The organism is Pseudomonas vlassakiae (assembly GCF_014269035.2).
GTDB lineage: Bacteria > Pseudomonadota > Gammaproteobacteria > Pseudomonadales > Pseudomonadaceae > Aquipseudomonas > Aquipseudomonas vlassakiae.
Genome location: NZ_JABWRP020000006.1, coordinates 198,381 through 223,443 on the forward strand (window position 1 = coordinate 198,381; position 25,063 = coordinate 223,443).

23 protein-coding genes and 2 tRNA genes are annotated in these 25,063 nt (G+C 60.6%); 23 read left to right on the forward strand and 2 right to left on the reverse strand.

Annotated elements, in window-relative coordinates:
* The first annotated feature begins 133 nt into the window (after positions 1-133).
* From dnaJ to HU738_RS10605, 6 genes are all read left to right on the forward strand, one after another.
* A complete protein-coding gene (gene dnaJ, locus HU738_RS10580; RefSeq protein WP_054885648.1) occupies positions 134-1,252 on the forward strand; it encodes a molecular chaperone DnaJ in 1,119 nt (372 codons plus the stop codon).
* A gap of 14 nt (positions 1,253-1,266) precedes the next feature.
* Positions 1,267-2,070, forward strand: a complete 804-nt coding sequence (gene dapB, locus HU738_RS10585; protein WP_186601125.1) for a 4-hydroxy-tetrahydrodipicolinate reductase — start codon at positions 1,267-1,269, stop codon at positions 2,068-2,070.
* Between the two features lie 224 nt (positions 2,071-2,294).
* A complete protein-coding gene (gene carA / locus HU738_RS10590; protein WP_003249935.1) occupies positions 2,295-3,431 on the forward strand; it encodes a glutamine-hydrolyzing carbamoyl-phosphate synthase small subunit in 1,137 nt (378 codons plus the stop codon).
* 106 nt (positions 3,432-3,537) lie between these two features.
* A complete protein-coding gene (gene carB, locus HU738_RS10595; RefSeq protein ID WP_186601126.1) occupies positions 3,538-6,759 on the forward strand; it encodes a carbamoyl-phosphate synthase large subunit in 3,222 nt (1,073 codons plus the stop codon).
* Positions 6,756-7,238, forward strand: a complete 483-nt coding sequence (greA, locus tag HU738_RS10600) for a transcription elongation factor GreA (protein ID WP_082433603.1) — start codon at positions 6,756-6,758, stop codon at positions 7,236-7,238. Before carB ends, greA begins: the two co-directional genes overlap by 4 nt.
* Complete coding sequence (locus HU738_RS10605; RefSeq protein WP_054885644.1) at positions 7,216-7,656, forward strand: hypothetical protein; 441 nt, start codon at positions 7,216-7,218, stop codon at positions 7,654-7,656. The genes greA and HU738_RS10605 overlap by 23 nt, the downstream gene beginning before the upstream one ends.
* A 135-nt stretch (positions 7,657-7,791) precedes the next feature.
* On the opposite strand, the gene yhbY is transcribed toward HU738_RS10605, so the two are convergent.
* The gene (gene yhbY, locus HU738_RS10610) at positions 7,792-8,100 is read right to left on the reverse strand and encodes a ribosome assembly RNA-binding protein YhbY (RefSeq protein WP_054885643.1); all 309 of its coding nucleotides are present in this window, start codon (positions 8,098-8,100) and stop codon (positions 7,792-7,794) included.
* Positions 8,101-8,202: 102 nt separating this feature from the next.
* On the opposite strand from yhbY, the gene rlmE reads away from it, so the two are divergent.
* The 16 genes from rlmE (at position 8,203) to HU738_RS10690 (ending at position 24,186) form a co-directional block, all read left to right on the forward strand.
* Complete coding sequence (gene rlmE / locus HU738_RS10615) at positions 8,203-8,829, forward strand: 23S rRNA (uridine(2552)-2'-O)-methyltransferase RlmE (RefSeq protein ID WP_054885642.1); 627 nt, start codon at positions 8,203-8,205, stop codon at positions 8,827-8,829.
* A 201-nt stretch (positions 8,830-9,030) separates the two neighbouring features.
* On the forward strand, positions 9,031-10,935 hold the full coding sequence (gene ftsH / locus HU738_RS10620; RefSeq protein ID WP_176509702.1) for an ATP-dependent zinc metalloprotease FtsH: 1,905 nt from the start codon (positions 9,031-9,033) through the stop codon (positions 10,933-10,935).
* A gap of 8 nt (positions 10,936-10,943) precedes the next feature.
* Positions 10,944-11,795 carry a dihydropteroate synthase gene (gene folP, locus HU738_RS10625; protein WP_186601127.1) on the forward strand — a complete coding sequence of 284 codons (852 nt, stop codon included), beginning with the start codon at positions 10,944-10,946 and terminating at the stop codon, positions 11,793-11,795.
* A gap of 16 nt (positions 11,796-11,811) precedes the next feature.
* Positions 11,812-13,152 carry a phosphoglucosamine mutase gene (glmM, locus tag HU738_RS10630; protein ID WP_186601128.1) on the forward strand — a complete coding sequence of 447 codons (1,341 nt, stop codon included), beginning with the start codon at positions 11,812-11,814 and terminating at the stop codon, positions 13,150-13,152.
* A 66-nt stretch (positions 13,153-13,218) separates the two neighbouring features.
* Positions 13,219-13,974 carry a triose-phosphate isomerase gene (gene tpiA, locus HU738_RS10635; protein ID WP_186601129.1) on the forward strand — a complete coding sequence of 252 codons (756 nt, stop codon included), beginning with the start codon at positions 13,219-13,221 and terminating at the stop codon, positions 13,972-13,974.
* 4 nt (positions 13,975-13,978) lie between these two features.
* Entirely contained in the window at positions 13,979-14,374 is a 396-nt protein-coding gene (gene secG / locus HU738_RS10640; RefSeq protein WP_186601130.1) for a preprotein translocase subunit SecG, read from the forward strand.
* A 21-nt stretch (positions 14,375-14,395) separates the two neighbouring features.
* Positions 14,396-14,481: transfer RNA gene (locus HU738_RS10645), tRNA-Leu, on the forward strand.
* A gap of 100 nt (positions 14,482-14,581) precedes the next feature.
* A tRNA-Met gene (locus HU738_RS10650) sits at positions 14,582-14,658 on the forward strand.
* Between the two features lie 132 nt (positions 14,659-14,790).
* Positions 14,791-15,249, forward strand: a complete 459-nt coding sequence (gene rimP / locus HU738_RS10655; protein ID WP_054885662.1) for a ribosome maturation factor RimP — start codon at positions 14,791-14,793, stop codon at positions 15,247-15,249.
* A gap of 59 nt (positions 15,250-15,308) precedes the next feature.
* A complete protein-coding gene (nusA, locus tag HU738_RS10660; RefSeq protein WP_054885636.1) occupies positions 15,309-16,790 on the forward strand; it encodes a transcription termination factor NusA in 1,482 nt (493 codons plus the stop codon).
* Positions 16,791-16,817: 27 nt separating this feature from the next.
* Complete coding sequence (gene infB, locus HU738_RS10665) at positions 16,818-19,361, forward strand: translation initiation factor IF-2 (RefSeq protein WP_176509698.1); 2,544 nt, start codon at positions 16,818-16,820, stop codon at positions 19,359-19,361.
* Between the two features lie 116 nt (positions 19,362-19,477).
* The gene (gene rbfA, locus HU738_RS10670; protein WP_054885634.1) at positions 19,478-19,876 is read left to right on the forward strand and encodes a 30S ribosome-binding factor RbfA; all 399 of its coding nucleotides are present in this window, start codon (positions 19,478-19,480) and stop codon (positions 19,874-19,876) included.
* Between the two features lie 3 nt (positions 19,877-19,879).
* Positions 19,880-20,797 (forward strand): tRNA pseudouridine(55) synthase TruB, encoded by a 918-nt coding sequence (gene truB / locus HU738_RS10675; protein ID WP_176509697.1) that lies wholly within the window; start codon positions 19,880-19,882, stop codon positions 20,795-20,797.
* 149 nt (positions 20,798-20,946) lie between these two features.
* A complete protein-coding gene (rpsO, locus tag HU738_RS10680; protein ID WP_003249971.1) occupies positions 20,947-21,216 on the forward strand; it encodes a 30S ribosomal protein S15 in 270 nt (89 codons plus the stop codon).
* A 250-nt stretch (positions 21,217-21,466) separates the two neighbouring features.
* On the forward strand, positions 21,467-23,572 hold the full coding sequence (gene pnp / locus HU738_RS10685) for a polyribonucleotide nucleotidyltransferase (RefSeq protein ID WP_099815140.1): 2,106 nt from the start codon (positions 21,467-21,469) through the stop codon (positions 23,570-23,572).
* A 263-nt stretch (positions 23,573-23,835) separates the two neighbouring features.
* A complete protein-coding gene (locus HU738_RS10690) occupies positions 23,836-24,186 on the forward strand; it encodes a BON domain-containing protein (protein ID WP_054885631.1) in 351 nt (116 codons plus the stop codon).
* A 78-nt stretch (positions 24,187-24,264) separates the two neighbouring features.
* On the opposite strand, the gene HU738_RS10695 is transcribed toward HU738_RS10690, so the two are convergent.
* Entirely contained in the window at positions 24,265-24,567 is a 303-nt protein-coding gene (locus HU738_RS10695; protein WP_186601131.1) for a heme-binding protein, read from the reverse strand.
* 60 nt (positions 24,568-24,627) lie between these two features.
* Between HU738_RS10695 and HU738_RS10700 the strand changes: the two genes are divergently transcribed.
* A complete protein-coding gene (locus HU738_RS10700) occupies positions 24,628-25,041 on the forward strand; it encodes a VOC family protein (RefSeq protein ID WP_176509695.1) in 414 nt (137 codons plus the stop codon).
* The last annotated feature ends 22 nt before the right edge of the window (positions 25,042-25,063 follow it).

The window sequence follows — 25,063 nt, forward strand, 5'->3', positions numbered from 1 at the left end:
GGGGCTTGCTCCCGCGTTGGCGTATCTGGAATTCGAGATTTTTAACAGCATTTGTCGGGGCCATTCGTGGTGTGCAGGCAGGTGCTGATGGCGCGGCGCAGATGCCTGACGCCCAACAAGGTGCAAATGACCTATGTCCAAGCGTGATTATTATGAGGTCCTGGGTGTCGAGCGCGGCGCCAGCGAAGCTGACCTCAAGAAGGCTTACCGCCGACTGGCGATGAAGTACCACCCGGACCGCAATCCGGGCGATAAAGAGTCGGAAGACAAGTTCAAGGAGGCCAACGAGGCCTACGAAGTACTGTCCGATGCGAACAAGCGTGCGGCGTTCGACCAGTACGGTCATGCCGGTGTCGACCCCAGCATGGGTGGCGGTGGTGCCGGTTTCGGCGGCGCCAACTTCTCCGACATTTTTGGCGACGTTTTCAGCGACTTCTTCGGCGGCGGCCGCGGTGGTGGACGTGGCGGTGCCCAGCGCGGCAGCGACCTGCGCTATACCCTGGAGCTGAACCTGGAAGAAGCGGTGCGCGGCACCACGGTCAGTATTCGCGTGCCGACGCTGGTCAACTGCAAGCCGTGCGACGGCTCCGGCGCCAAGAAGGGGTCGACCCCGTCGACTTGCCCGACCTGCGGTGGCATCGGCCAGGTGCGCATGCAGCAAGGCTTCTTCTCGGTGCAGCAGACCTGCCCACGCTGCCACGGCCAGGGCAAGATCATCACCGACCCCTGCACCTCGTGCCATGGCGAGGGCCGTGTCGAGGAATACAAGACCCTGTCGGTCAAAGTGCCGGCGGGCGTCGATACCGGCGACCGCATCCGTCTGTCCGGCGAGGGCGAGGCGGGCACCCATGGTGGTCCGACTGGCGATCTGTATGTTGTGATCAACGTGCGCGAGCACGAGATCTTCCAGCGTGACGGCAAGCACCTCTATTGCGAAGTGCCGATCAGCTACACCGATGCCGCACTCGGTGGCGAGCTGGAAGTGCCGACCCTCGATGGTCGCGTGAAGCTCAAGATTCCGGAAGGTACCCAGACCGGCAAGCAGTTCCGCTTGCGTGGCAAGGGTGTCGCCCCGGTTCGCGGTGGTGGTGCCGGTGACCTGCTGTGCCGCGTAGCGGTTGAGACCCCGGTCAACCTGACCCGTCGCCAGCGCGAATTGCTCGAAGAGCTGCGCAGCTCGCTGGAGGGTGACAACTCGCCCAAGGCCAGCGGCTGGTTCGATGGTGTTAAGCGCTTCTTCGGCGATCTCTGACAAGGAAAATGGCTATGCGACGTATTGCAGTGATGGGCGCAGCGGGGCGGATGGGCAAGACCCTCATCGAAGCCGTTCAGCAAACTCCGGGCGCGGGGCTGACGGCGGCGATCGATCGGCCGGACAGCTCGCTGGTCGGGGCGGATGCCGGCGAGCTGGCAGCGCTCGGTCGTATCGGTGTACTGCTGTCGGACGACCTGGCCAAGGTTGCCGACGAATTCGACGTGCTGATCGACTTCACTCACCCGTCGGTGACGCTGAAGAACCTGGCGTTCTGCCGCAAGCACGGCAAGGCGATGATCATCGGTACCACCGGTTTCACCGCCGAGGAGAAGCAACTGCTTGCCGAAGCGGGCAAAGACATCCCGATCGTGTTTGCCGCCAACTTCAGCGTGGGTGTCAATCTCAGCCTCAAGCTGTTGGACATGGCTGCGCGGGTATTGGGTGACGATGTCGACATCGAGATCATCGAGGCGCACCACCGGCACAAGGTCGATGCCCCGTCGGGGACCGCGCTGCGCATGGGGGAAGTGGTTGCCAATGCGCTGGGGCGCGATCTGCAGGAAGTGGCGGTGTATGGCCGTGAAGGCCAGACCGGCGCGCGTGATCGCCAGACCATCGGCTTCGCCACCGTGCGTGCCGGCGATGTGGTCGGTGATCACACCGTGCTGTTTGCCGCTGAGGGCGAGCGCCTGGAAATCACCCACAAGGCCTCCAGCCGTATGACCTTCGCCAAGGGCGCGGTGCGAGCGGCGCTGTGGCTCGATGGGCGCGAGCCGGGCCTGTACGACATGCAGGATGTGCTCGAGCTGCGCTGATCAGTTCGGGCGCGCTGCGCCCTCTGTCGCATTGATGTGTTTTAGAGGCACATATGCGGTAGACCGAAAACGCACTTTTCTGTAAGCTACAGCTTTAGTGTGTCCACTAAAAGCGCGCAGCGAATTGAATTCAGCACATGAAAGCGGGGTGACGTGTCCATACGTCACTCCGCTTTTTTGCAACCTGCGATCGCCCTTTCATGCTTGACTTACGGGAGGTCTTCTTGACAAAGCCAGCCATACTCGCCCTTGCCGACGGCAGTATTTTCCGCGGTGAAGCCATCGGTGCCGACGGTCAGACCGTTGGTGAGGTGGTATTCAACACCGCTATGACCGGCTACCAGGAAATCCTTACAGACCCTTCCTACGCGCAGCAAATCGTTACCCTGACCTACCCGCACATCGGCAACACCGGCACTACGCCGGAAGATGCCGAGTCGAACCGTGTCTGGTCCGCTGGCCTGGTTATCCGCGACCTGCCGCTGCTGGCCAGCAACTGGCGTAATACCCAGTCGCTGCCTGAGTACCTCAAGGCCAACAACGTCGTCGCCATCGCCGGTATCGACACCCGTCGCCTGACCCGTATCCTGCGCGAAAAAGGCGCTCAGAACGGCTGCATCCTGGCGGGTGACAACATCAGCGAAGAAGCCGCCATCGCTGCCGCCCGTGGCTTCCCTGGCCTGAAGGGCATGGACCTGGCCAAGGTCGTTTCCACCAAGGAACGCTACGAGTGGCGCTCCAGCGTTTGGGAGCTGAAGACCGATAGCCACCCGACCATCGACGCTGCCGACCTGCCGTACCACGTGGTCGCCTTCGACTACGGCGTCAAGCTGAACATCCTGCGCATGCTGGTCGCCCGCGGCTGCCGCGTGACCGTGGTGCCTGCCCAGACCCCGGCCAGCGAAGTGCTGGCATTGAATCCGGATGGTGTGTTCCTGTCCAACGGCCCTGGTGATCCGGAGCCATGCGACTATGCGATCCAGGCGATCAAGGAAATCCTCGAAACCGAGATTCCGGTATTCGGCATCTGCCTCGGTCACCAGCTGCTGGCCCTGGCCTCCGGCGCCAAGACCGTGAAGATGGGCCATGGCCACCACGGTGCCAACCACCCGGTCCAGGACCTGGACACCGGCGTGGTCATGATCACCAGCCAGAACCACGGCTTCGCCGTTGACGAAGCCACCCTGCCGGGCAATGTCCGCGCCATCCACAAGTCGCTGTTCGACGGCACCCTGCAGGGTATCGAGCGCACCGACAAGAGCGCGTTCAGCTTCCAGGGTCACCCTGAAGCGAGCCCAGGCCCGACCGACGTCGCGCCACTGTTCGATCGTTTCACCGATGCCATGGCCAAGCGCCGCTGAGCATCCTGCATCAAGGCCCCGGGCCGGCTCACGCCGCGCCCGGAAGCGCCTGACCCAGATTGTTCAAGACGGCTTGCCGACTGACCCGCGGATTTGAGTGACAACCATGCCAAAACGTACAGACATCAAAAGCATCCTGATTCTCGGCGCTGGCCCGATCGTGATCGGCCAGGCCTGCGAATTCGACTATTCCGGCGCCCAGGCCTGTAAAGCCCTGCGCGAGGAAGGTTTCCGCGTCATCCTGGTGAACTCCAACCCGGCCACCATCATGACCGACCCGGCCATGGCCGACGCTACCTACATCGAGCCGATCAAGTGGCAGTCGGTGGCCAAGATCATCGAGAAAGAGCGCCCGGACGCGGTTCTGCCGACCATGGGTGGCCAGACTGCATTGAACTGCGCCCTGGACCTGGAGCGCCACGGCGTGCTGGAAAAGTTCGGCGTAGAGATGATCGGCGCCAACGCCGACACCATCGACAAGGCTGAAGACCGTTCGCGCTTCGACAAGGCCATGAAGGACATCGGCCTGGAGTGCCCACGCTCCGGTATTGCCCACAGCATGGAAGAGGCCAATGCAGTGCTCGAGAAGCTCGGCTTCCCGTGCATCATTCGTCCATCGTTCACCATGGGCGGCACTGGCGGCGGTATCGCCTACAACCGCGAAGAATTCGAAGAAATCTGCACCCGTGGCCTGGACCTGTCGCCGACCAAGGAGCTGCTGATCGACGAATCGCTGATCGGCTGGAAGGAATACGAGATGGAGGTGGTCCGCGACAAGAAGGACAACTGCATCATCGTTTGCTCCATCGAGAACTTCGACCCGATGGGCGTGCACACCGGTGACTCGATCACCGTGGCGCCGGCGCAGACCCTGACCGACAAGGAATACCAGATCATGCGCAACGCCTCGCTGGCGGTGCTGCGTGAAATTGGCGTGGAAACCGGCGGCTCCAACGTGCAGTTCGGTATCTGCCCGAACACTGGCCGCATGGTCGTGATCGAGATGAACCCGCGTGTTTCGCGTTCGTCCGCCCTGGCTTCCAAGGCCACTGGCTTCCCGATCGCCAAGATCGCCGCCAAGCTGGCCATTGGTTACACCCTCGACGAGCTGCAGAACGACATCACCGGCGGCCGCACCCCGGCGTCCTTCGAGCCGTCGATCGACTACGTCGTGACCAAGCTGCCACGCTTCGCCTTCGAGAAATTCCCGAAAGCCGACGCCCGCCTGACCACCCAGATGAAGTCCGTGGGTGAAGTCATGGCCATCGGCCGCACCTTCCAGGAGTCCCTGCAGAAAGCCCTGCGCGGTCTGGAAGTCGGCGCCTGCGGCCTCGACCCTAAAGTCGACCTGGCCAGCCCGGAAGCCGCCGGCATCCTCAAGCGCGAATTGACCGTGCCGGGCGCCGAGCGCATCTGGTACGTGGCTGACGCCATGCGTTCGGGCATGACCTGTGAAGAGATCTTCGCACTGACCGGCATCGACATGTGGTTCCTGGTGCAGATGGAAGACCTGATCAAGGAAGAAGAGAAGGTCAAGACTCTGGCGCTGTCGTCGATCGACAAAGACTACATGCTGCGCCTCAAGCGCAAGGGCTTCTCGGACCAGCGCCTGGCCAAGCTGCTCGGCATCACCGACAAGAACCTGCGTCGTCACCGCCACAAGCTGGAAGTGTTCCCGGTGTACAAGCGCGTCGACACCTGCGCCGCCGAGTTCGCCACCGACACCGCCTACCTGTACTCGACCTACGAGGAAGAGTGCGAGGCCAGCCCGTCGACCCGCGACAAGATCATGATCCTGGGTGGCGGCCCGAACCGTATCGGCCAAGGTATCGAGTTCGACTACTGCTGCGTACACGCTGCACTGGCGCTGCGTGAAGACGGTTACGAGACCATCATGGTCAACTGCAACCCGGAAACCGTCTCCACCGACTACGACACCTCCGACCGCCTGTACTTCGAGCCGCTGACCCTGGAAGACGTGCTGGAAGTCTGCCGCGTCGAGAAGCCGAAGGGTGTCATCGTTCACTACGGCGGCCAGACCCCGCTGAAACTGGCTCGCGCCCTGGAAGAAGCCGGCGTACCGATCATCGGTACCAGCCCGGACGCCATTGACCGTGCCGAAGACCGTGAGCGCTTCCAGCAGATGGTTCAGCGCCTGAGCCTGCTGCAGCCGCCAAACGCCACCGTGCGCAGTGAAGAGGAAGCCATCAGCGCTGCGGGTGGCATCGGTTACCCACTGGTCGTGCGCCCATCCTATGTGCTGGGTGGTCGCGCCATGGAGATCGTCTACGAGCTGGACGAGCTCAAGCGCTATCTGCGTGAAGCCGTGCAGGTTTCCAACGACAGCCCGGTACTGCTCGACCACTTCCTCAACTGCGCCATCGAGATGGATGTGGATGCAGTCTGCGACGGCACCGACGTGGTGATCGGCGCGATCATGCAGCACATCGAGCAGGCCGGCGTTCACTCCGGTGACTCGGCGTGCTCGCTGCCGCCGTACTCGTTGAGCAAGGAAGTGCAGGACGAAGTCCGCGTACAGGTCAAGAAAATGGCCCTGGAGCTGGGCGTCGTCGGCCTGATGAACGTGCAGCTGGCCCTGCAGGGCGACAAGATCTATGTGATCGAAGTCAACCCGCGCGCCTCGCGTACCGTACCGTTCGTGTCCAAGTGCATCGGCACCTCCCTGGCCATGATCGCTGCACGCGTGATGGCCGGCAAAACCCTGAAAGAACTGGGCTTCACCCAGGAAATCATCCCGAACTTCTACAGCGTCAAGGAAGCCGTCTTCCCGTTCGCCAAGTTCCCAGGGGTTGACCCGATCCTCGGCCCTGAGATGAAATCGACCGGTGAAGTCATGGGTGTCGGTGACAGCTTCGGTGAAGCGTTCGCCAAGGCCCAGATGGGGGCCAGCGAAGTGCTGCCGACCGGCGGTACTGCGTTCATCAGCGTGCGTGACGACGACAAGCCGCAAGTGGCTGGCGTTGCCCGCGATCTGATCGCCCTGGGCTTCGAAGTGGTTGCAACTGCAGGCACCGCCAAGGTCATCGAAGCGGCAGGCCTGAAAGTGCGCCGTGTGAACAAGGTGACCGAAGGGCGTCCGCACGTGGTCGACATGATCAAGAACGACGAAGTGTCGTTGATCATCAACACCACCGAAGGTCGCCAGTCGATCGCCGATTCCTACTCGATTCGTCGCAATGCGCTGCAGCACAAGATCTACTGCACCACTACCATTGCGGCTGGTGAAGCCATCTGCGAGGCGCTGAAATTCGGTCCCGAGAAGACTGTTCGTCGCCTGCAGGATCTGCATGCAGGACTCAAAGCATGAGCATTACCAAGTACCCGATGACCGTCCAGGGCGCCCGCGCCCTGGAAGAGGAGCTGGCCTTCCTGAGCAAGACCGAGCGCCCACGCCTGAGCCAGGCCATTGGCGAAGCGCGTGAGCTGGGCGACCTCAAGGAAAACGCTGAATACCACGCCGCCCGTGAGGAGCAGGGCATGGTCGAAGCGCGCATCCGCGATATCGAAGGCCGTCTGCAGAACTCGGTGGTGATCGATGTCACCACCATCGCCCACACCGGCAAAGTGATTTTCGGCACCACCGTGGTGCTGGCGAACACCGAGACCGATGACGAAGTGACCTACCAGATCGTTGGCGAAGATGAAGCTGACGTGAAAATAGGCAAGCTTTCGAGCAGCGCACCGATCGCCCGTGCCATCATTGGCAAGGAAGAAGGTGACACCGTGGTGGTGAAGACGCCAAGCGGTACGGTCGAGTACGAGATTGTCGAAGTCAAACACATCTGACCGGCGCCTGCGGGCGCCATCCCTCGAGGGGATTCTCTGGCAACTGGCCCAGGTTTTCTGGGTCGGTGGCTTATGGGTGTTCCATGTAGGGCTGGTGCCGGCGCTGAAAGTCAGTGGGCTGGCGCCTTTGCTGGTGCAGGACGTCGCCGGGCAGATCGACCGCTGGTTGATCGGTGTGGCGTTGCTTGGCTTGTTGACCCAGCTGGCGGTGCTGGCGAGGGTGGACGGCCTGGTGGCCTGGTGGCGGCAGTTTCGCGGCCAGATGCTGTTGTTGGGCTTCGCAGCCTGCGTGGGGTATTACACCTTGCGCTACGGCATCTCGGTCGGCGAGCGCTGGCAGATGTTCTGTTTTCTCGTGTTGGGCTTCTCCGGCATCGTGCTGGTGGCCCAACCGGTCCCGGTCAGGGCGCGCCGCTAGCCGGTATGGAGCCTTGTGGGAGCGGCCTCGTGTCGCGAAAGGGTCGCGAAGCGACCCCAGGATGTCAGCTTTATCGCAAATACCGCAGGGGCTGCTTTGCAGCCCTTTCGTGACGCAAGGCCGCTCCCACACCCGTCACTTGTAACGGTGGATGTTGGACAGCTGCTTGTTCGGCTGCGGATTCTTGCGATAGATCAGTGCCTTCTTGCCGATGGTCTGTACCAGTTCGGCGCGGCCGGCCTTGCACAGTTCGGCAATGACGACGGCGCGCTCTTCGCGATCTTCCGAGCGGATTTCGACCTTGATCAGTTCGTGATCGACCAGCGCGCGCTCCAGTTCGGCGATCACGCCTTCGTTCAAGCCGTTGCCAGCTACGATCAGGACCGGCTTCAGGTCATGACCAATGGACTTGTATTGCTTCTTCTGCTCGTTATTGAGCGGCATAATCTGACCCTTTCCGTCTGATTCTGTAAAATTGACCGGCATTTTACCCGAGGGCCACCGGCTCCGCCCAGTCAATCACGACGCATATCATCGAGGTGCCCCGTGGTACAACGTTCCAAAAGCAGCGCAAACTGGCTGCGAGAGCATTTCAACGATCCTTTTGTGAAGCAAGCGCAGAAGGATGGCTACCGCTCGCGTGCGAGCTACAAACTGCTGGAGATCCAGGAGAAAGATCGCCTGATCCGTCCTGGCATGAGTGTGATCGACCTCGGCGCGGCCCCCGGAGGCTGGTCGCAGGTGACCAGTCGTCTGATTGGTGGCCAGGGTCGCTTGATCGCCTCTGACATCCTGGAAATGGACTCGATCCCCGACGTGACCTTCATTCAGGGCGACTTCACCCAGGATGAAGTGCTGCAGCAGATTCTGCAGGCGGTCGGTGATTCGCACGTAGACCTTGTGATTTCCGACATGGCCCCCAATATGAGTGGTACGCCCGCGGTGGATATGCCGCGAGCCATGTTTCTCTGCGAGCTGGCCCTGGACCTGGCGACCCGCGTGCTCAAGCCGGGCGGGGACTTCCTGATCAAGATCTTCCAGGGCGAAGGTTTCGACATGTACCTCAAGGACGTGCGCAGCAAATTCGACAAGGTGCAGATGCGCAAGCCGTCGTCTTCGCGGGACCGGTCCCGCGAACAGTACCTGCTGGGCAGGGGTTTCAAAGGAGCATGAGGCGTATTGCGGGGTGGCTGATAGTTAATTCCAATCGGCTGCCCCGTCTGGATTGTCCGAACTTCGTGTAGTCTAGGTTTCACAAAGGGTTACAGACGGTGCCTGCGGATGCGTAGGTAATGTAGTAAGTTAGGGCGATGAATATCATGCGAGGCACGGCTGCGTCGTGCGCCGGCCTCAGAGGGTAGCGAATTGAACGACATGGCAAAGAATCTGATCCTGTGGTTGATCATCGCAGCTGTCCTGGTGACGGTGATGAACAACTTCTCCAGCCCTAACGAGCCGCAGACCCTCAACTATTCCGACTTCATCCAGCAGGTCAAGGATGGCAAGGTCGAGCGTGTGACCGTCGATGGCTACATCATTACCGGCAAGCGCGCCGACGGCGACAACTTCAAGACCGTGCGCCCGGCCATTACCGACAATGGCCTGATCGGCGACCTGGTCGACAACCATGTAGTCATCGAAGGCAAGCAGCCGGAACAGCAGAGCATCTGGACTCAGCTGCTGGTGGCAAGCTTCCCGATCCTCGTGATCATCGCCGTGTTCATGTTCTTCATGCGCCAGATGCAAGGTGGTGCAGGGGGCAAGGGCGGGCCGATGAGCTTCGGCAAGAGCAAGGCGCGCCTGCTTTCCGAAGACCAGGTCAAGACCACCCTGGCTGACGTCGCCGGTTGCGACGAGGCCAAGGAAGAGGTCGGCGAACTGGTCGAATTCCTGCGCGATCCGGGCAAGTTCCAGCGTCTGGGCGGTCGTATTCCGCGCGGCGTGCTGATGGTCGGCCCGCCAGGTACCGGTAAGACCCTGCTGGCCAAAGCCATTGCCGGTGAAGCCAAGGTACCGTTCTTCACCATCTCCGGTTCCGACTTCGTCGAGATGTTCGTCGGTGTAGGTGCAAGCCGGGTGCGTGACATGTTCGAGCAGGCCAAGAAGCATGCTCCGTGCATCATCTTCATCGATGAGATCGACGCTGTTGGTCGCCACCGTGGCGCCGGCATGGGCGGTGGTCACGACGAGCGCGAGCAGACCCTCAACCAGCTGCTGGTTGAAATGGACGGCTTCGAAATGAACGATGGCATCATCGTCATTGCCGCCACCAACCGCCCGGACGTGCTCGACCCTGCGCTGCTGCGCCCTGGTCGCTTCGACCGTCAGGTCGTGGTCGGTCTGCCGGATATCCGTGGCCGTGAGCAAATTCTCAAGGTGCACATGCGCAAGGTGCCGGTCGGCGAAAACGTCAATCCGGCCGTCATTGCCCGTGGTACCCCAGGCTTCTCGGGTGCCGACCTGGCCAACCTGGTCAACGAGGCTTCGCTGTTCGCCGCTCGCGCCAACAAGCGCCTGGTCGAAATGAAAGAGTTCGAACTGGCCAAGGACAAGATCATGATGGGTGCCGAGCGCAAGACCATGGTCATGTCCGAGAAGGAAAAGAGGAACACCGCTTATCACGAGGCCGGTCACGCCATTGTCGGTCGCCTGGTGCCTGAGCACGATCCGGTCTACAAGGTTTCGATCATCCCCCGTGGTCGTGCCTTGGGTGTCACCATGTTCCTGCCGGAGGAAGACCGCTACAGCCTGTCCAAGCGTGCGCTGATCAGCCAGATCTGCTCGCTGTACGGTGGTCGGATCGCCGAGGAAATGACCTTGGGCTTCGATGGCGTTACCACCGGTGCGTCCAACGACATCATGCGAGCCAGCCAGATCGCTCGCAACATGGTCACCAAGTGGGGCCTGTCGGAAAAACTCGGTCCGCTGATGTACGCCGAAGAGGAGGGCGAGGTATTCCTCGGTCGCAGTGCCGCCAGCCAGCACGCCAGCGTTTCTGGCGAGACGGCCAAGCTGATCGACTCCGAAGTGCGCAGCATCATCGACCAGTGCTACGCCACTGCCAAGCAGTTGCTGATCGACAACCGCGACAAGCTAGAGGCGATGACCGAAGCCTTGATGAAGTACGAGACCATTGATGCCGATCAGATCGACGATATCATGGCTGGCCGTACGCCGCGTGAGCCCCGTGATTGGGATGATGACAAGGATTCGGGCGCACCGACTGCCCAGAATGATCGCCCGGAATCGCCGATCGGCGGCCCCGCAGCTCAACACTAAGGGCATCTATGAGCTCAGTGCAGTACCCGACCCGGTTGCCTTGCGGCAACCGGGTTCTTGATCTCTCCCGTACCCATGTCATGGGTATCCTCAATGTCACTCCCGACTCCTTCTCCGATGGCGGGCGCTTCAGTCAGCGCGACGAAGCGTTGCGCCATGCCGAGGCGATGATCGCGGCAGGGGCCACGTTGATCGACATCGGTGGAGAATCGACCCGCCCCGGTGCGCGTGCGGTTTCGGTCACCGAAGAGATCGAGCGCGTGGCGCCGATGGTCGAGGCCATCAACAGTCGCTTCGACGTGGTCATCTCGGTCGATACCTCAACGCCGGCGGTCATTCGCGAGTCGGCGCGGTTGGGTGCCGGCCTGATCAACGACGTGCGTGCGCTGGAGCGCGATGGCGCCCTGGATGCGGCGGCGGACACCGGCTTGCCGGTTTGCCTGATGCACATGCGCGGTGAACCCGGGAACATGCAGGACAATCCGCATTACGACGATGTGACTGCCGACGTAACGCGCTATCTTGAACAGCGGATGGCCGCTTGCTCAGCGGTGGGTATCCCCGCCGAACGCATCATTCTTGACCCAGGCTTCGGTTTCGCCAAGACGCTCGCGCACAACCTCAGCTTGTTCAAACACATGGAAGCGCTCTATCGCCTGGGGCGCCCGCTGCTGGTGGGCGTTTCGCGCAAGAGCATGATCGGCCTGACGCTGAATCGTCCGGTCGGTGAGCGACTGTATGGCAGCCTCGCGCTGGCGGCTCTGGCCATGACCAAGGGCGCCAGCATCCTGCGCGTCCATGACGTGGCCGAGACCGTCGACGTGGTGCGCATGATTGCCGCAGTACAGAACGCCGAATAAGAACATTGGAGTCCCTATGAGCAGAAAATATTTTGGTACCGACGGTATTCGTGGCCGCGTCGGCGAATACCCGATCACGCCGGACTTCATGCTGAAGCTGGGCTGGGCGGCTGGCATGGCCTTCCGCAAGCAAGGCAATTGCCGTGTACTGGTGGGCAAGGACACGCGTATTTCCGGTTACATGTTTGAATCCGCGCTCGAGGCCGGCTTGTCTGCAGCCGGTGCTGACGTCATGCTGCTCGGGCCTATGCCGACGCCGGCCATCGCTTACCTCACCCGCACTTTCCATGCTGAAGCGGGCATTGTCATCAGTGCCTCGCACAACCCGCATGACGACAACGGCATCAAGTTCTTTTCCGGGCAGGGCACCAAGCTGCCCGACGAAGTCGAGCTGATGATCGAGGAGTTGCTCGATCAGCCGATGACCGTGGTCGAATCGAGCAAGCTGGGCAAGGTTTCCCGCATCAACGATGCGGCTGGCCGCTATATCGAGTTCTGCAAGAGCAGCGTGCCGAGCAGCACCAGCTTCGAAGGCCTCAAGCTGGTGGTCGACTGCGCTCACGGCGCCACCTACAAGGTTGCCCCGAGCGTGTTCCGTGAATTGGGTGCCGACGTGACCGTGCTGCATGCGCAGCCGGACGGCCTTAACATCAACGAGGGCTGCGGCTCGACCCATATTGAGTCGCTGCAGGCTGCCGTACTGGTAGGGCATGCCGACCTGGGCATTGCCTTCGACGGCGATGGCGACCGTGTATTGATGGTCGACCACACCGGTGCCATCGTCGACGGCGACGAGTTGCTGTTCATCATCGCTCGTGACTTGCAGGAGCGTGGCAAGCTGCAAGGCGGCGTGGTCGGCACACTGATGAGCAACCTGGGCCTTGAGCTTGCGCTCAAGGATCTGGATATTCCGTTCGTGCGGGCAAAGGTCGGCGATCGCTATGTAATGGCAGAGCTGCTCGAGCGCGATTGGTTGCTCGGGGGTGAAAACTCCGGGCACGTGGTGTGCTGTAACCACACCACCACCGGTGACGCGATCATTGCTGCCCTGCAGGTGCTGATGGCGCTCAAGCGTCGTGGCGAAACCCTGGCGCAGGCGCGTCAAGCCCTACGCAAATGCCCGCAGGTCCTGATCAACGTGCGTTTCGGTGCGAGCAAGGTCGACCCGCTGCAGCATCCGGCCGTCAAGGAAGCCAGCGCCAAGGTCACCGAGGCCATGGCGGGGCGTGGGCGTGTGCTGCTGCGCAAATCCGGCACCGAGCCCTTGGTGCGGGTAATGGTCGAGGGCGACGACGAAAACCAGGTGCGTGGTCATGCCGAAGCCCTGGCCAAGCTGGTCGCAGAAGTTTGTGCCTGAAAGAGGCTTGCCAGCGCAGATCGGGTTGGGTAAGATCTGCGCCCACTTTGACCGACGAGGTAAAGCATGCGTCGCCCCATGGTAGCTGGTAACTGGAAGATGCACGGTACCCGCGCCAGCGTCGCTGAGCTGATCCTGGGCCTGGGCAATATGTCCGTGCCAAGCGGTGTTGAAGTCGCGGTGTTTCCGCCGACGCTGTTCATCAATCAAGTGGTTGATGGTTTGCAGGGTAGCGGGATCGCTGTCGGAGCACAGAATTCTGCGATAAAGCCCGAGCAGGGCGCGCTGACCGGTGAAGTTGCACCGAGTCAGTTGGTTGAAGCAGGTTGCAAGTGGGTCTTGATTGGTCACTCAGAGCGTCGCCAGATCATTGGCGAAAGTGAAGAAGTACTGAAAGAGAAGTTTGCAGCCGCTCAACTTAGTGGTTTAATGCCGGTGCTCTGCGTAGGGGAAACTCTAGAAGAGCGCGAGGCAGGCAAGACACTCGAAGTTGTCGGGCGTCAACTAAGCAGTATCATCGACGCGTTCGGTGTTAAGGCTTTTGCCAAGGCTGTAATTGCCTATGAGCCGGTTTGGGCTATTGGCACAGGTTTGACGGCTTCGCCTCAACAGGCTCAGGATGTGCATGCAGCCATCCGTGCCCAGTTGGCGGTCGAAGACGCCGAAGTTGCCGCAAGCGTGCAGCTTCTCTACGGCGGCAGCGTGAAGGCGGCCAATGCGGCCGAACTGTTCGGCATGCCGGATATCGATGGGGGGCTCATTGGTGGAGCGTCCCTGAACGCAGACGAATTCGGTGCAATTTGTCGCGCCGCAGGAAACTGAACAAATGCTGGAAACAGTTATCGTTGTTTTTCATCTGTTGGCAGCGCTGTCACTTGTAGTGCTGGTTCTGCTGCAACAGGGTAAGGGTGCGGAAGCAGGTGCATCTTTCGGCGCAGGTGCCTCAAACACTGTGTTCGGAAGCCAAGGTTCTGCTACCTTCCTGAGTAAATTGACTGCTATACTCGCTGCCACTTTCTTTTTGACAGCACTTGGGTTAGGATACTTCGCGAAGCAACAAGCTCACCAGCTTAGCCAAGCAGGTCTTCCAGATCCAGCGGTGCTAGAAGTGAAAGAGCCGCAGAAACCGGCAGTTAATGATGATGTACCGGTGCTCCAGGAACAGAAGAGTGACAGCACCCCTAAAGGTGATGTACCTCCTCCGGCCGAAGAGCAGAAGTAACGGGTTTCAAGTAGTAGTATTGCCGAGGTGGTGGAATTGGTAGACACGCAACCTTGAGGTGGTTGTGCCCATAGGGTGTAGGGGTTCGAGTCCCCTTCTCGGTACCAATTGAAGCTTGAGAGCCCGCTTTAGCGGGCTTTCTTGCAGGTGAAGGTTTGGGTTTGACCCATAAGCAGGTTAAGTCTTATACTTTCGCCCCAGCTTTGTCGCGGGGTGGAGCAGCTTGGTAGCTCGTCGGGCTCATAACCCGAAGGTCGTTGGTTCAAATCCAGCCCCCGCAACCAGCTTCAGCGGAGCCCCTTTTCAGGGGCTTTTTGCTAGCTGAACGAAATTTACGGCGTCGTTGTCCTACGGCGCTTTCAGGGATGGGCGCTTCGCCCATTTTTTATTTGCACAGCATGCACGAGGGGGTTCAGGTGTCGAGCAAGCTAGAACAGTTGCAGGCCTTGTTGGCCCCGGTGGTCGAGGGTCTGGGCTATCAGTGCTGGGGGATCGAATTCGTATCCCAGGGTAAGCATTCGGTACTGCGCATCTATATCGACAAGGAAGACGGCATCCTGGTGGACGACTGCGAAGCGGTCAGCCGTCAGGCCAGCGCGATCCTCGATGTGGAAGATCCGATCAGCAGCGAATATACCCTTGAGGTCTCCTCTCCAGGCATGGATCGCCCACTGTTCACTCTGGAACAGTTTGCCTCGCATGCCGGCGAACAAGTGAAGATCAAGCTGCGTTCACCCTTCGAGGGGCGTCGTAACTTCCAGGGCCTTCTCCGCGGTGTGGAGGATCAGGACGTGGTGGTCCAGGTGGACAACCAGGAGTTCCTGCTGCCGATCGATTCGATCGACAAGGCCAATATTATTCCCAGTTTTGACTGAGACGTGCCGGGCCCGGCGGACTATCCGGGCCTAATGGCTTGCGCAAGGCGAGGCGTACGATGAGCAAAGAAGTACTGCTGGTTGTTGAATCGGTATCCAACGAAAAAGGTGTACCGCCCGGCGTCATTTTCGAAGCGCTGGAAGTGGCCCTGGCTACTGCAACCAAAAAACGTTTTGAGGACGAAGTCGATCTGCGTGTGGAAATCAACCGCCACACCGGTAGCTATGAGACGTTCCGTCGCTGGACCGTGGTCGACGAGAACGACCTGGACGATCCGGCGATCGAAACCTGGCTGGACAAGATCAAGGACACTCACCCTGAAGCGAAAGTCGGTGACGTGATCGAAGAAAAGATCGAGTCCATCGAATTCGGCCGTATCGCCGCGCAGACCGCCAAGCAGGTCATCGTGCAGAAGGTTCGTGAAGCCGAGCGCGCCCAGGTGGTTGACGCCTACCGCGAGCGGGTCAACGAGATCATCTCCGGCACCGTCAAGAAAGTCACCCGTGACAACGTCATCGTTGATCTGGGTAACAACGCCGAGGCCCTGCTGGCCCGCGAAGACATCATTCCACGTGAGACCTTCCGTGTTGGCGTGCGCCTGCGTGCGCTGCTCAAGGAAATCCGCACCGAGAACCGCGGTCCTCAGCTGATCCTGTCGCGCACCGCGCCGCAGATGCTGATCGAGCTGTTCCGCATCGAAGTGCCGGAAATCGCCGAAGGCCTCATCGAAGTCATGGCTGCATCCCGTGATCCGGGGTCGCGTGCCAAGATCGCCGTCCGCTCCAAGGACAAGCGCATCGACCCGCAAGGTGCCTGTATCGGCATGCGCGGTTCGCGCGTCCAGGCCGTATCCGGCGAGCTGGGTGGTGAGCGCGTGGATATCGTCTTGTGGGACGAGAACCCGGCGCAATTCGTCATCAACGCCATGTCGCCGGCTGAAGTCGCGGCGATCATCGTTGATGAAGATGCCCATGCAATGGACATCGCCGTTGCCGAAGACAACCTGGCACAAGCCATTGGCCGTGGTGGCCAGAACGTTCGCCTGGCCAGTCAGCTGACTGGCTGGACCCTGAACGTGATGACCGAGAAGGACATCCAGGCCAAGCAACAGGCTGAAACCGGCGACATCCTGCGTAATTTCATCGAAGAGCTGGAAGTCGACGAGGAGCTGGCCCAAGTGCTGGTCGACGAAGGCTTCACCAGCCTCGAAGAGATTGCCTACGTACCGTTGGAAGAAATGCTCAACATCGATGGCTTTGACGAAGAAATCGTCAATGAGCTGCGCGCTCGTGCCAAGGACCGTTTGTTGACCAAGGCCATCGCTACCGAAGAAAAACTGGCAGACGCCCATCCGTCCGACGACTTGCTCTCCCTCGAGGGCATGGACAAGGACCTGGCAGCGGAACTGGCGGTGCGCGGCGTGGTTAACCGCGAAGACCTGGCCGAGCAGTCGATTGACGACCTGCTCGACATCGACGGCATCGACGAAGAGCGTGCCGGCAAGTTGATCATGGCCGCCCGAGCCCACTGGTTCGAGTAATTAGGCGCGGCCTGAGGAGAGAAGTGCATGACGCAAGTCACGGTGAAAGAACTGGCCCAAGAGGTCGAGGCACCGGTAGAGCGCCTGCTGCAGCAGATGCGTGAGGCAGGTCTGCCGCACACCGACGCCGGTCAGGTAGTGACCGACAATGAAAAGCAGACTCTGCTGACCCATTTGAAGAGCAGCCACAAGAGCAAGGCGGAAGAGCCGCGCAAGATTACCTTGCAGCGCAAGACCACCAGCACCCTGCGTGTCGCCGGTAGCAAAAGCATCAGCGTAGAAGTACGCAAGAAGAAAGTTTTCGTTCAGCGCAGCCCGGAAGAAATCCAGGCCGAGCAGAAGCGTGAGCTGGATGATCGCCGCGCGGCTGAAAATGCCGCTCGCGAAAAGGTCGAGGCCGAAGTTCGCCAGCGCAACGAAGAGCAGGCTCGCCGTCAGGCGGCCGATGCTGCTGCAGCGCCAGCTCCGGCGCCTGTGGCAAAGGCCGAACCAGCACCGGCTCCGGCTCCGGCCCCGGTAGTCGCCGACGCCCCGGCGTCCGAAGACGCCGCCGCCCGTGCTGCCGAGCGCAAGAAGGACGAAGCCCGTCGCAACGAAGGCCGCACCCGTGACGAAGACCGTCGTGGTGGCGAGCGTCGTGGCGAAGCGCCGCGCGTGTCGATCAAGGTCAAGGTCAAGGAGAAGGAAAAGGCTCCGACTCCTCGTGCCGCACCGCGCACCACCGACGAAGAGAGCGATGGCGCTCGTCGTGGCCGTGGTGGCAAGAGCAAGCTGAAGAAACGTAATCAGCACGGCTTCCAGAACCCGACCGGCCCCGTCATTCGTGACGTGACCATCGGCGAGACCATTACCGTCTCCGAGCTGGCCAACCAGATGTCCGTCAAGGGCGCCGAAGTGGTCAAGTTCATGTTCAAGCTGGGTACCCCGGTTACCATCAACCAGGTGCTCGACCAGGAAACCGCTCAGCTGGTCGCAGAAGAGCTGGGTCACAAGGTCACCCTGATCAGCGATACCGCTCTGGAAGATTCCCTGGCCGAATCGCTGAAGTTCGAGGGCCAGACCGAGTCGCGTGCGCCGGTAGTTACGGTCATGGGTCACGTCGACCACGGTAAGACCTCGCTGCTCGACTACATCCGTCGTGCCAAGGTTGCTGCCGGCGAAGCCGGTGGTATTACCCAGCACATCGGTGCCTACCACGTGGAAACCGACCGCGGCATGGTCACCTTCCTCGATACCCCGGGCCACGCCGCGTTTACCGCGATGCGTGCCCGTGGTGCCAAGGCCACCGACATCGTCATCCTGGTGGTGGCGGCGGACGACGGCGTGATGCCGCAAACCCGCGAAGCCGTTCAGCATGCCAAGGCTGCTGGCGTTCCGCTGGTGGTTGCAGTGAACAAGATCGACAAGCCGGGTGCCGACCTCGATCGCATCCGCAACGAACTGGCCGTCGAAGGCGTGACCTCCGAGGACTGGGGCGGTGACACGCCGTTCGTCAAGGTTTCGGCGAAGATGGGTACCGGTGTCGACGAATTGCTCGAAGCCGTCTTGCTGCAGGCCGAAATTCTCGAGCTGACCGCCACCCCGACCGCTCCAGGTCGTGGCGTCGTGGTCGAATCGCGCCTGGACAAGGGCCGTGGTCCGGTGGCGACCATCCTGGTCCAGGACGGTACCCTGCGTCAGGGCGACATGGTCCTGTGCGGCTCCAACTATGGCCGCGTACGTGCCATGCTCGACGAGAACGGCAAGCCTGTGAAGGAAGCCGGCCCGTCGATCCCGGTCGAGATCCTCGGCCTGGACGGTACCCCGGAAGCCGGTGACGAGCTGTCCGTGGTTGCCGACGAGAAGAAGGCCCGTGAAGTTGCCCTGTTCCGTCAAGGCAAATACCGCGAGGTCAAGCTGGCCCGTGCTCACGCCGGCAAGCTGGAAAACATCTTCGAGACCATGGGTCAGGAAGAGAAGAAGACCCTCAACATCGTCCTCAAGACCGACGTGCGGGGCTCCCTGGAAGCACTGCAGGGCTCGCTGTCTGGTCTGGGCAACGACGAAGTTCAGGTGCGCGTGATTGGTGGCGGCGTCGGTGGTATCACCGAAAGCGACGCCAACCTGGCGCTGGCTTCGAATGCAGTACTGTTCGGCTTCAACGTGCGTGCCGATGCCGGCGCGCGCAAGATCGTCGAGCAGGAAGGTCTGGATATGCGTTACTACAACGTGATCTACGACATCATCGAAGACGTCAAGAAAGCCCTGACCGGCATGCTCGGCAGCGATGTTCGCGAGAACATTCTGGGCGTTGCTGAAGTCCGTGACGTGTTCCGTTCGCCGAAGTTCGGCGCCATCGCTGGCTGTATGGTCATCGAAGGTACCGTGTACCGCAACCGTCCGATCCGCGTACTGCGCGAAGACGTTGTGATCTTCGAAGGTGAACTGGAATCGCTGCGTCGCTTCAAGGACGACGCTTCCGAAGTGCGTTCGGGCATGGAGTGCGGTATTGGCGTCAAGAGCTACAACGACGTCAAGGTCGGCGACAAGATCGAAGTCTTCGAGAAAGTCCAGGTTGCTCGTACCCTTTAAGGGTGAGCAGGGCGCCAGCCCCCGCCGCAGGGCGGTGGGCAGCGCCTCAGTAGGTAGCGCCCGGTCAGGCTTATGCCTCACCGGGCGTTTGCCGCTTTAAGTTACAGGTAGCAAGAATGGCCAAAGAATACAGCCGTACCCAACGTATCGGTGATCAGATGCAGCGTGAGCTGGCCGAGCTGATCCGCCGTGAAGTCAAGGACCCACGCGTCGGCCTGGTGACCATCACCGCTGTGGATGTCAGCCGCGACCTGGGCCATGCCAAGGTCTTCATCACCGTCATGGGCGAAGAAGCGCCAGACGCCGTGCAGCAGTCGCTCAAGGCCCTGAACAGCGCCGCAAGCTTCCTGCGCCTGCACCTGGGCCGCTCGATGCAACTGCGCAGCGTGCCGCAGTTGCACTTCCACTTCGATGAAAGTGTCAGCCGCGGTGTCCACCTCTCGGCGCTGATCGAGCGTGCAGTGGCCGAAGACCGCCTGCACAAGGATGCCGACGAGTCGGACGCCAAGGAGTAAGCGGTGGCCCAGGTCAAACGTATCCGCCGCAACGTCAGCGGCATCATCCTGCTCGACAAGCCGCTGGGCTTTACCTCCAACGCCGCGCTGCAGAAGGTCCGTTGGTTGCTCAATGCCGAGAAGGCCGGCCACACCGGCAGCCTCGACCCACTGGCCACCGGCGTGCTGCCGCTGTGCTTTGGTGAGGCGACCAAGTTTTCGCAGTACCTGCTCGATTCCGACAAGGGCTACGAAACGGTCATGCAGCTGGGGCAGACTACCAGCACCGCAGACGCTGAAGGTGAAGTCCTGCAGACCCGCGAGGTGACCGTTGGTCGCGCCGATATCGAAGCGGTGATCCCGCGTTTTCGCGGTGAAATCCTTCAGGTACCGCCGATGTACTCGGCGCTCAAGCGTGACGGCCAACCGCTGTACAAACTGGCACGTGCAGGAGAGGTAGTGGAGCGCGAGGCGCGTTCTGTTACTATTGGCCGCTTGGAGTTGCTCGAGTGCGAAGGCACCCGTGCACGGTTGTCGGTTGGCTGCAGCAAAGGCACCTATATCCGCACCCTGGTGGAGGATATCGGCGAGGCCTTGGGCTGTGGCGCCTACGTCGCCGAGTTGCGCCGGACCCAGGCCGGGCCTTTTGCCCTGGCCCAGACGGTGACCCTCGAGGCACTCGAGCAGGCCCATGCCGAAGGCGGCAACGAAGCGCTCGACCGCTTCCTGATGCCATCCGACAGCGGGCTGCAGGACTGGCCACTGGTGTGCCTGTCCGAGCACAGCGCGTTTTACTGGCTGCATGGCCAGGCAGTGCGTGCGCCGGATGCACCGCAGTTTGGCATGGTCCGCGTACAGGATCACAATGGCCGCTTCATCGGTATCGGTGAAGTGAGCGAAGACGGGCGCATTGCGCCGCGTCGATTGATTCGGTCGGAATGACCGAAACCACAGGTCGAGGCTTTGGCTGAAACCGGTGGGTCGAGGGTGGCTGTCAGTAGGCACGGTCACAGCTCATTTTATTAATACAGGGTTTTGTCCCTGGCCTATTGGACCCCGCTTGCGGGATCCGTTTGATTTGGAGAAGCCTCATGGCCCTCAGCGTTGAAGAAAAAGCTCAGATCGTTGCCGAATACCAGCAAGCCGCCGGCGATACCGGTAGCCCGGAAGTGCAGGTTGCTCTGCTGACCGCCAACATCAACAAGCTGCAAGGCCACTTCAAGGCCAACGACAAAGACCACCACTCCCGTCGTGGTCTGATCCGTATGGTCAACCAGCGTCGTAAGCTGCTGGACTACCTGAAGGGCAAAGACACCACTCGTTACAGCGCCCTGATCGGTCGCCTGGGCCTGCGTCGCTAATAGCGGCCTGGTCAGTGGTGTGCATGGCGTGTCGCAAGCTTCGGCTATGCTGCTTTGCAGCATCGCCGTCGGGCACGCCACGCGTATCTCCGAGGTTGGCAGCCTGGTTTTGCTGAGCGGTTTACCGCACAGCAGCCAGGTTCCCAACCTCGTGTTGTATCTGGACGGTCAATGGGGCCGATTCCCCGTTCTGCCCAAGAATTCGCAAGAAACCAGTTCCCCCAGAGCCACTGAAAAAAGGTAGGAAACCGTGAACCCGGTAATCAAGAAATTCCAGTTCGGTCAATCGACCGTTACTCTCGAAACGGGCCGTATCGCCCGTCAGGCAACCGGCGCCGTGCTGGTTACCGTCGACAACGACGTCACCGTGCTGGTGACCGTGGTCGGTGCCAAGCAGGCCGATCCAGGCAAGGGTTTCTTCCCGCTGTCGGTCCACTACCAGGAAAAGACCTACGCCGCCGGCAAGATCCCGGGTGGCTTCTTCAAGCGTGAAGGCCGTCCTTCCGAGAAAGAGACGCTGACCTCGCGCCTGATCGACCGTCCGATCCGCCCGCTGTTCCCAGAAGGGTTCATGAACGAAGTGCAGGTTGTCTGCACCGTGGTTTCCACCAGCAAGAAGACCGATCCGGACATCGCTGCGATGATCGGTACCTCGGCTGCCCTGGCCATCTCCGGCATTCCGTTCGAAGGCCCGATTGGCGCTGCCCGTGTTGCCTTCCACGAAAGCACCGGCTACCTGCTGAACCCGACCTACGAGCAGCTGGCTGCTTCGAGCCTGGACATGGTCGTTGCCGGTACCTCCGACGCCGTTCTGATGGTTGAGTCGGAAGCTCAAGAGCTGACCGAAGACCAGATGCTGGGCGCCGTGCTGTTCGCCCACGACGAGTTCCAGGCTGTCATCCAGGCTGTCAAAGAGCTGGCCGCCGAAGCGGGCAAGCCGACCTGGGACTGGAAACCTGCCGTTGCCAATACCGAACTGTTCAACGCCATCCGTGCAGAGTTCGGCGAAGCCATTTCCCAGGGCTACACCATCACCGTCAAGGCCGACCGCTATGCGCGCCTGGGCGAGCTGCGCGATCAGGCCGTTGCCAAGTTCTCCGGTGAAGAAGGCCAACCTTCGGCTGCTGAAGTCAAAGAAATCTTCGGCGAAATCGAATACCGCACCGTTCGCGAAAACATCGTCAATGGCAAGCCACGTATCGACGGCCGCGACACCAAGACCGTACGTCCGCTGAACATCGAAGTCGGTGTGCTGCCGAAGACCCACGGCTCGGCCCTGTTCACCCGTGGCGAAACCCAGGCCCTGGTCGTCGCGACCCTGGGTACTGCGCGTGATGCCCAGCTGCTGGACACCCTCGAAGGCGAGAAGAAAGACCCGTTCATGCTGCACTACAACTTCCCACCGTTCTCGGTGGGCGAGTGTGGTCGCATGGGGGGTGCCGGTCGTCGCGAAATCGGCCACGGCCGTCTGGCCCGTCGTTCGGTTCAGGCCATGCTGCCATCTGCCGACGTGTTCCCGTACACCATCCGTGTGGTGTCGGAAATCACCGAATCCAACGGTTCCAGCTCCATGGCTTCGGTCTGCGGTGCTTCCCTGGCCTTGATGGACGCCGGTGTACCGATGAAGGCACCCGTTGCCGGTATCGCCATGGGCCTGGTCAAGGAAGGCGAGAAGTTCGCAGTCCTGACCGATATCCTCGGTGACGAAGACCACCTCGGCGACATGGACTTCAAGGTTGCGGGTACCGCCAAAGGTGTTACCGCGCTGCAGATGGACATCAAGATCAACGGCATCACCGAAGAGATCATGGAAATCGCCCTGGGCCAGGCCCTGGAAGCGCGCCTGAACATCCTCGGCCAGATGAACCAGATCATTGGCGAGTCGCGTACCGAGCTGTCGGCCAATGCCCCGACCATGATCGCGATGAAGATCGACACCGACAAGATCCGTGATGTCATCGGCAAAGGCGGCGCTACCATTCGCGCCATCTGCGAAGAAACCAAGGCTTCGATCGACATCGAAGATGACGGCTCGATCAAGATCTTCGGCGAAACCAAGGACGCGGCAGACGCAGCCAAGCAGCGCATCCTGGGCATCACCGCCGAGGCCGAGATCGGCAAGATCTACGTCGGCAAGGTCGAGCGAATCGTCGACTTCGGCGCCTTTGTCAACATCCTGCCTGGCAAGGACGGCCTGGTTCACATCTCGATGCTGAGCGACGCTCGCGTAGAGAAGGTGACCGACGTACTGAAAGAAGGTCAGGAAGTCGAAGTGCTGGTACTGGACGTGGACAACCGCGGCCGTATCAAGCTGTCGATCAAGGACGTTGCCGCTGCCAAGGCTTCGGGCGTCTAAGCGACTGACATGCGACAGGAAAAGGGCCCCTCTGGGGCCCTTTTTTTTGGAGGACGGGGAACCTTTTGCGGACTTGCATCTTGCATGCAGGTTTTTCGCACTGATTGCAAAATGCACGAATGTCGGTTGCCCCCTTATTCGTTAAGTTGTTGATTTACAAGGAAACAAGCGAAGCGGAAAAACTGGCATAGCGCATGCAACTACAGTGTTACCTGCCGCCAGGACATACGGCGCAGACCTTTCGACAAACAGGAGTGACCCAAATGAAGAAGTTCGCCATTGCTGCCGCTACTGCTACCGCTCTGACCCTGACCATGGCCAACGGTGCCTTCGCTGCCCAGCCAACTCAGGCTCCGGTCATGTTGGCTGCCAATACCGTGGACAACGCCAAACAGGAAGGCTCTGACACCTGGATCACCACCAAGGTCAAAGCTGACCTGATGACCGAGAAAGGCGTACCGGGTAGCGATATCAAGGTGGAAACCAGCCACGGTGTGGTCTCGCTGTCTTCTGACGTGAAGGTGACTGAATCGCAAAAGGCTGAAGCTGTTCGCATCACCAAAAATATCAAAGGCGTGAAAAGCGTGATGGCTGATGGCTTGAAAGCCGAATAAGGAATGTCCCGTCGGCCAAAAGGATTTGGCCACCTCCACCGAAGCCCCGGCCACTGCCGGGGCTTTTTCATGTTGGCCTCAGTACACCGGGTTACGCGCGATCACATGACTTTCGAAGCACTCCTGCTCTGCGATCAGCGGCTCGACCAGTGGGCGGCTATCGCGAAAGTGGGCGGTCTGTGTATGCGCCTCGTACGCATTATCGTCACGGTAGATCTCGTACAGGTAGATCACGTCTGGATCCATGCGGTCCTGGGATACGTCGAACACCAGGCAGCCGGGCTCGGTAGCGACAGAGGCAGCGGCATTGACCTTGATGGCAGTGAGAAATGCTTCGGCGCAGCCGGCTTTGACGCGGGTCTTGATGAACAGGCTATACACAGGACGTTCCTTTTGTTTTAAATTCTGAAATGAATTGTATACAAAAATGGAGCCGCGCCAATGTCCGAATTACCTGCCCGTCCTGGCCGCCTGAATGGTCTGCGCCATATCGCCTTGCTGGTGCCCAACCTGGAGGAGTGTGAACGTTTCTATGTCGATGTGATGGGCATGGAGGTGCTGAACCGGGCTAATGAGGACCTGGTTTATCTGACTTGCGGTAACGACAATCTGTCGTTGGGGCGTGGGGCGGGGGCGGCGAATGGCCTGCAGACCCTGGACCATTACGGTTTCATCGTCGATAGCGTGGAGGAGCTGGAGGCCTGGTACCACTACTTCAAGGCGCGTGGGGTGACATTGCTCGACAAGCCGTTCAACCATGGTGATGGTGCGCGCAGCTTCCACCTGCTGGATCCGGCGGGGAACAAGGTACAGCCGCTGTATCACCCGTCGGTTTCGGGGCAGCGGCTGGTGTGATCGCCGGCCGGAAGCGGATTTT

Coding starts and splice junctions, on each gene's coding strand:
- dnaJ (WP_054885648.1), top strand. CDS start 134: ATGTCCAAGCGTGATTATTATGAGGTCCTGGGTGTCGAGCGCGGCGCC.
- dapB (WP_186601125.1), top strand. CDS start 1,267: ATGCGACGTATTGCAGTGATGGGCGCAGCGGGGCGGATGGGCAAGACC.
- carB (WP_186601126.1), top strand. CDS start 3,538: ATGCCAAAACGTACAGACATCAAAAGCATCCTGATTCTCGGCGCTGGC.
- greA (WP_082433603.1), top strand. CDS start 6,756: ATGAGCATTACCAAGTACCCGATGACCGTCCAGGGCGCCCGCGCCCTG.
- yhbY (WP_054885643.1), bottom strand. CDS start 8,100: ATGCCGCTCAATAACGAGCAGAAGAAGCAATACAAGTCCATTGGTCAT.
- ftsH (WP_176509702.1), top strand. CDS start 9,031: ATGGCAAAGAATCTGATCCTGTGGTTGATCATCGCAGCTGTCCTGGTG.
- folP (WP_186601127.1), top strand. CDS start 10,944: ATGAGCTCAGTGCAGTACCCGACCCGGTTGCCTTGCGGCAACCGGGTT.
- glmM (WP_186601128.1), top strand. CDS start 11,812: ATGAGCAGAAAATATTTTGGTACCGACGGTATTCGTGGCCGCGTCGGC.
- tpiA (WP_186601129.1), top strand. CDS start 13,219: ATGCGTCGCCCCATGGTAGCTGGTAACTGGAAGATGCACGGTACCCGC.
- secG (WP_186601130.1), top strand. CDS start 13,979: ATGCTGGAAACAGTTATCGTTGTTTTTCATCTGTTGGCAGCGCTGTCA.
- nusA (WP_054885636.1), top strand. CDS start 15,309: ATGAGCAAAGAAGTACTGCTGGTTGTTGAATCGGTATCCAACGAAAAA.
- infB (WP_176509698.1), top strand. CDS start 16,818: ATGACGCAAGTCACGGTGAAAGAACTGGCCCAAGAGGTCGAGGCACCG.
- rbfA (WP_054885634.1), top strand. CDS start 19,478: ATGGCCAAAGAATACAGCCGTACCCAACGTATCGGTGATCAGATGCAG.
- rpsO (WP_003249971.1), top strand. CDS start 20,947: ATGGCCCTCAGCGTTGAAGAAAAAGCTCAGATCGTTGCCGAATACCAG.
- HU738_RS10690 (WP_054885631.1), top strand. CDS start 23,836: ATGAAGAAGTTCGCCATTGCTGCCGCTACTGCTACCGCTCTGACCCTG.
- HU738_RS10700 (WP_176509695.1), top strand. CDS start 24,628: ATGTCCGAATTACCTGCCCGTCCTGGCCGCCTGAATGGTCTGCGCCAT.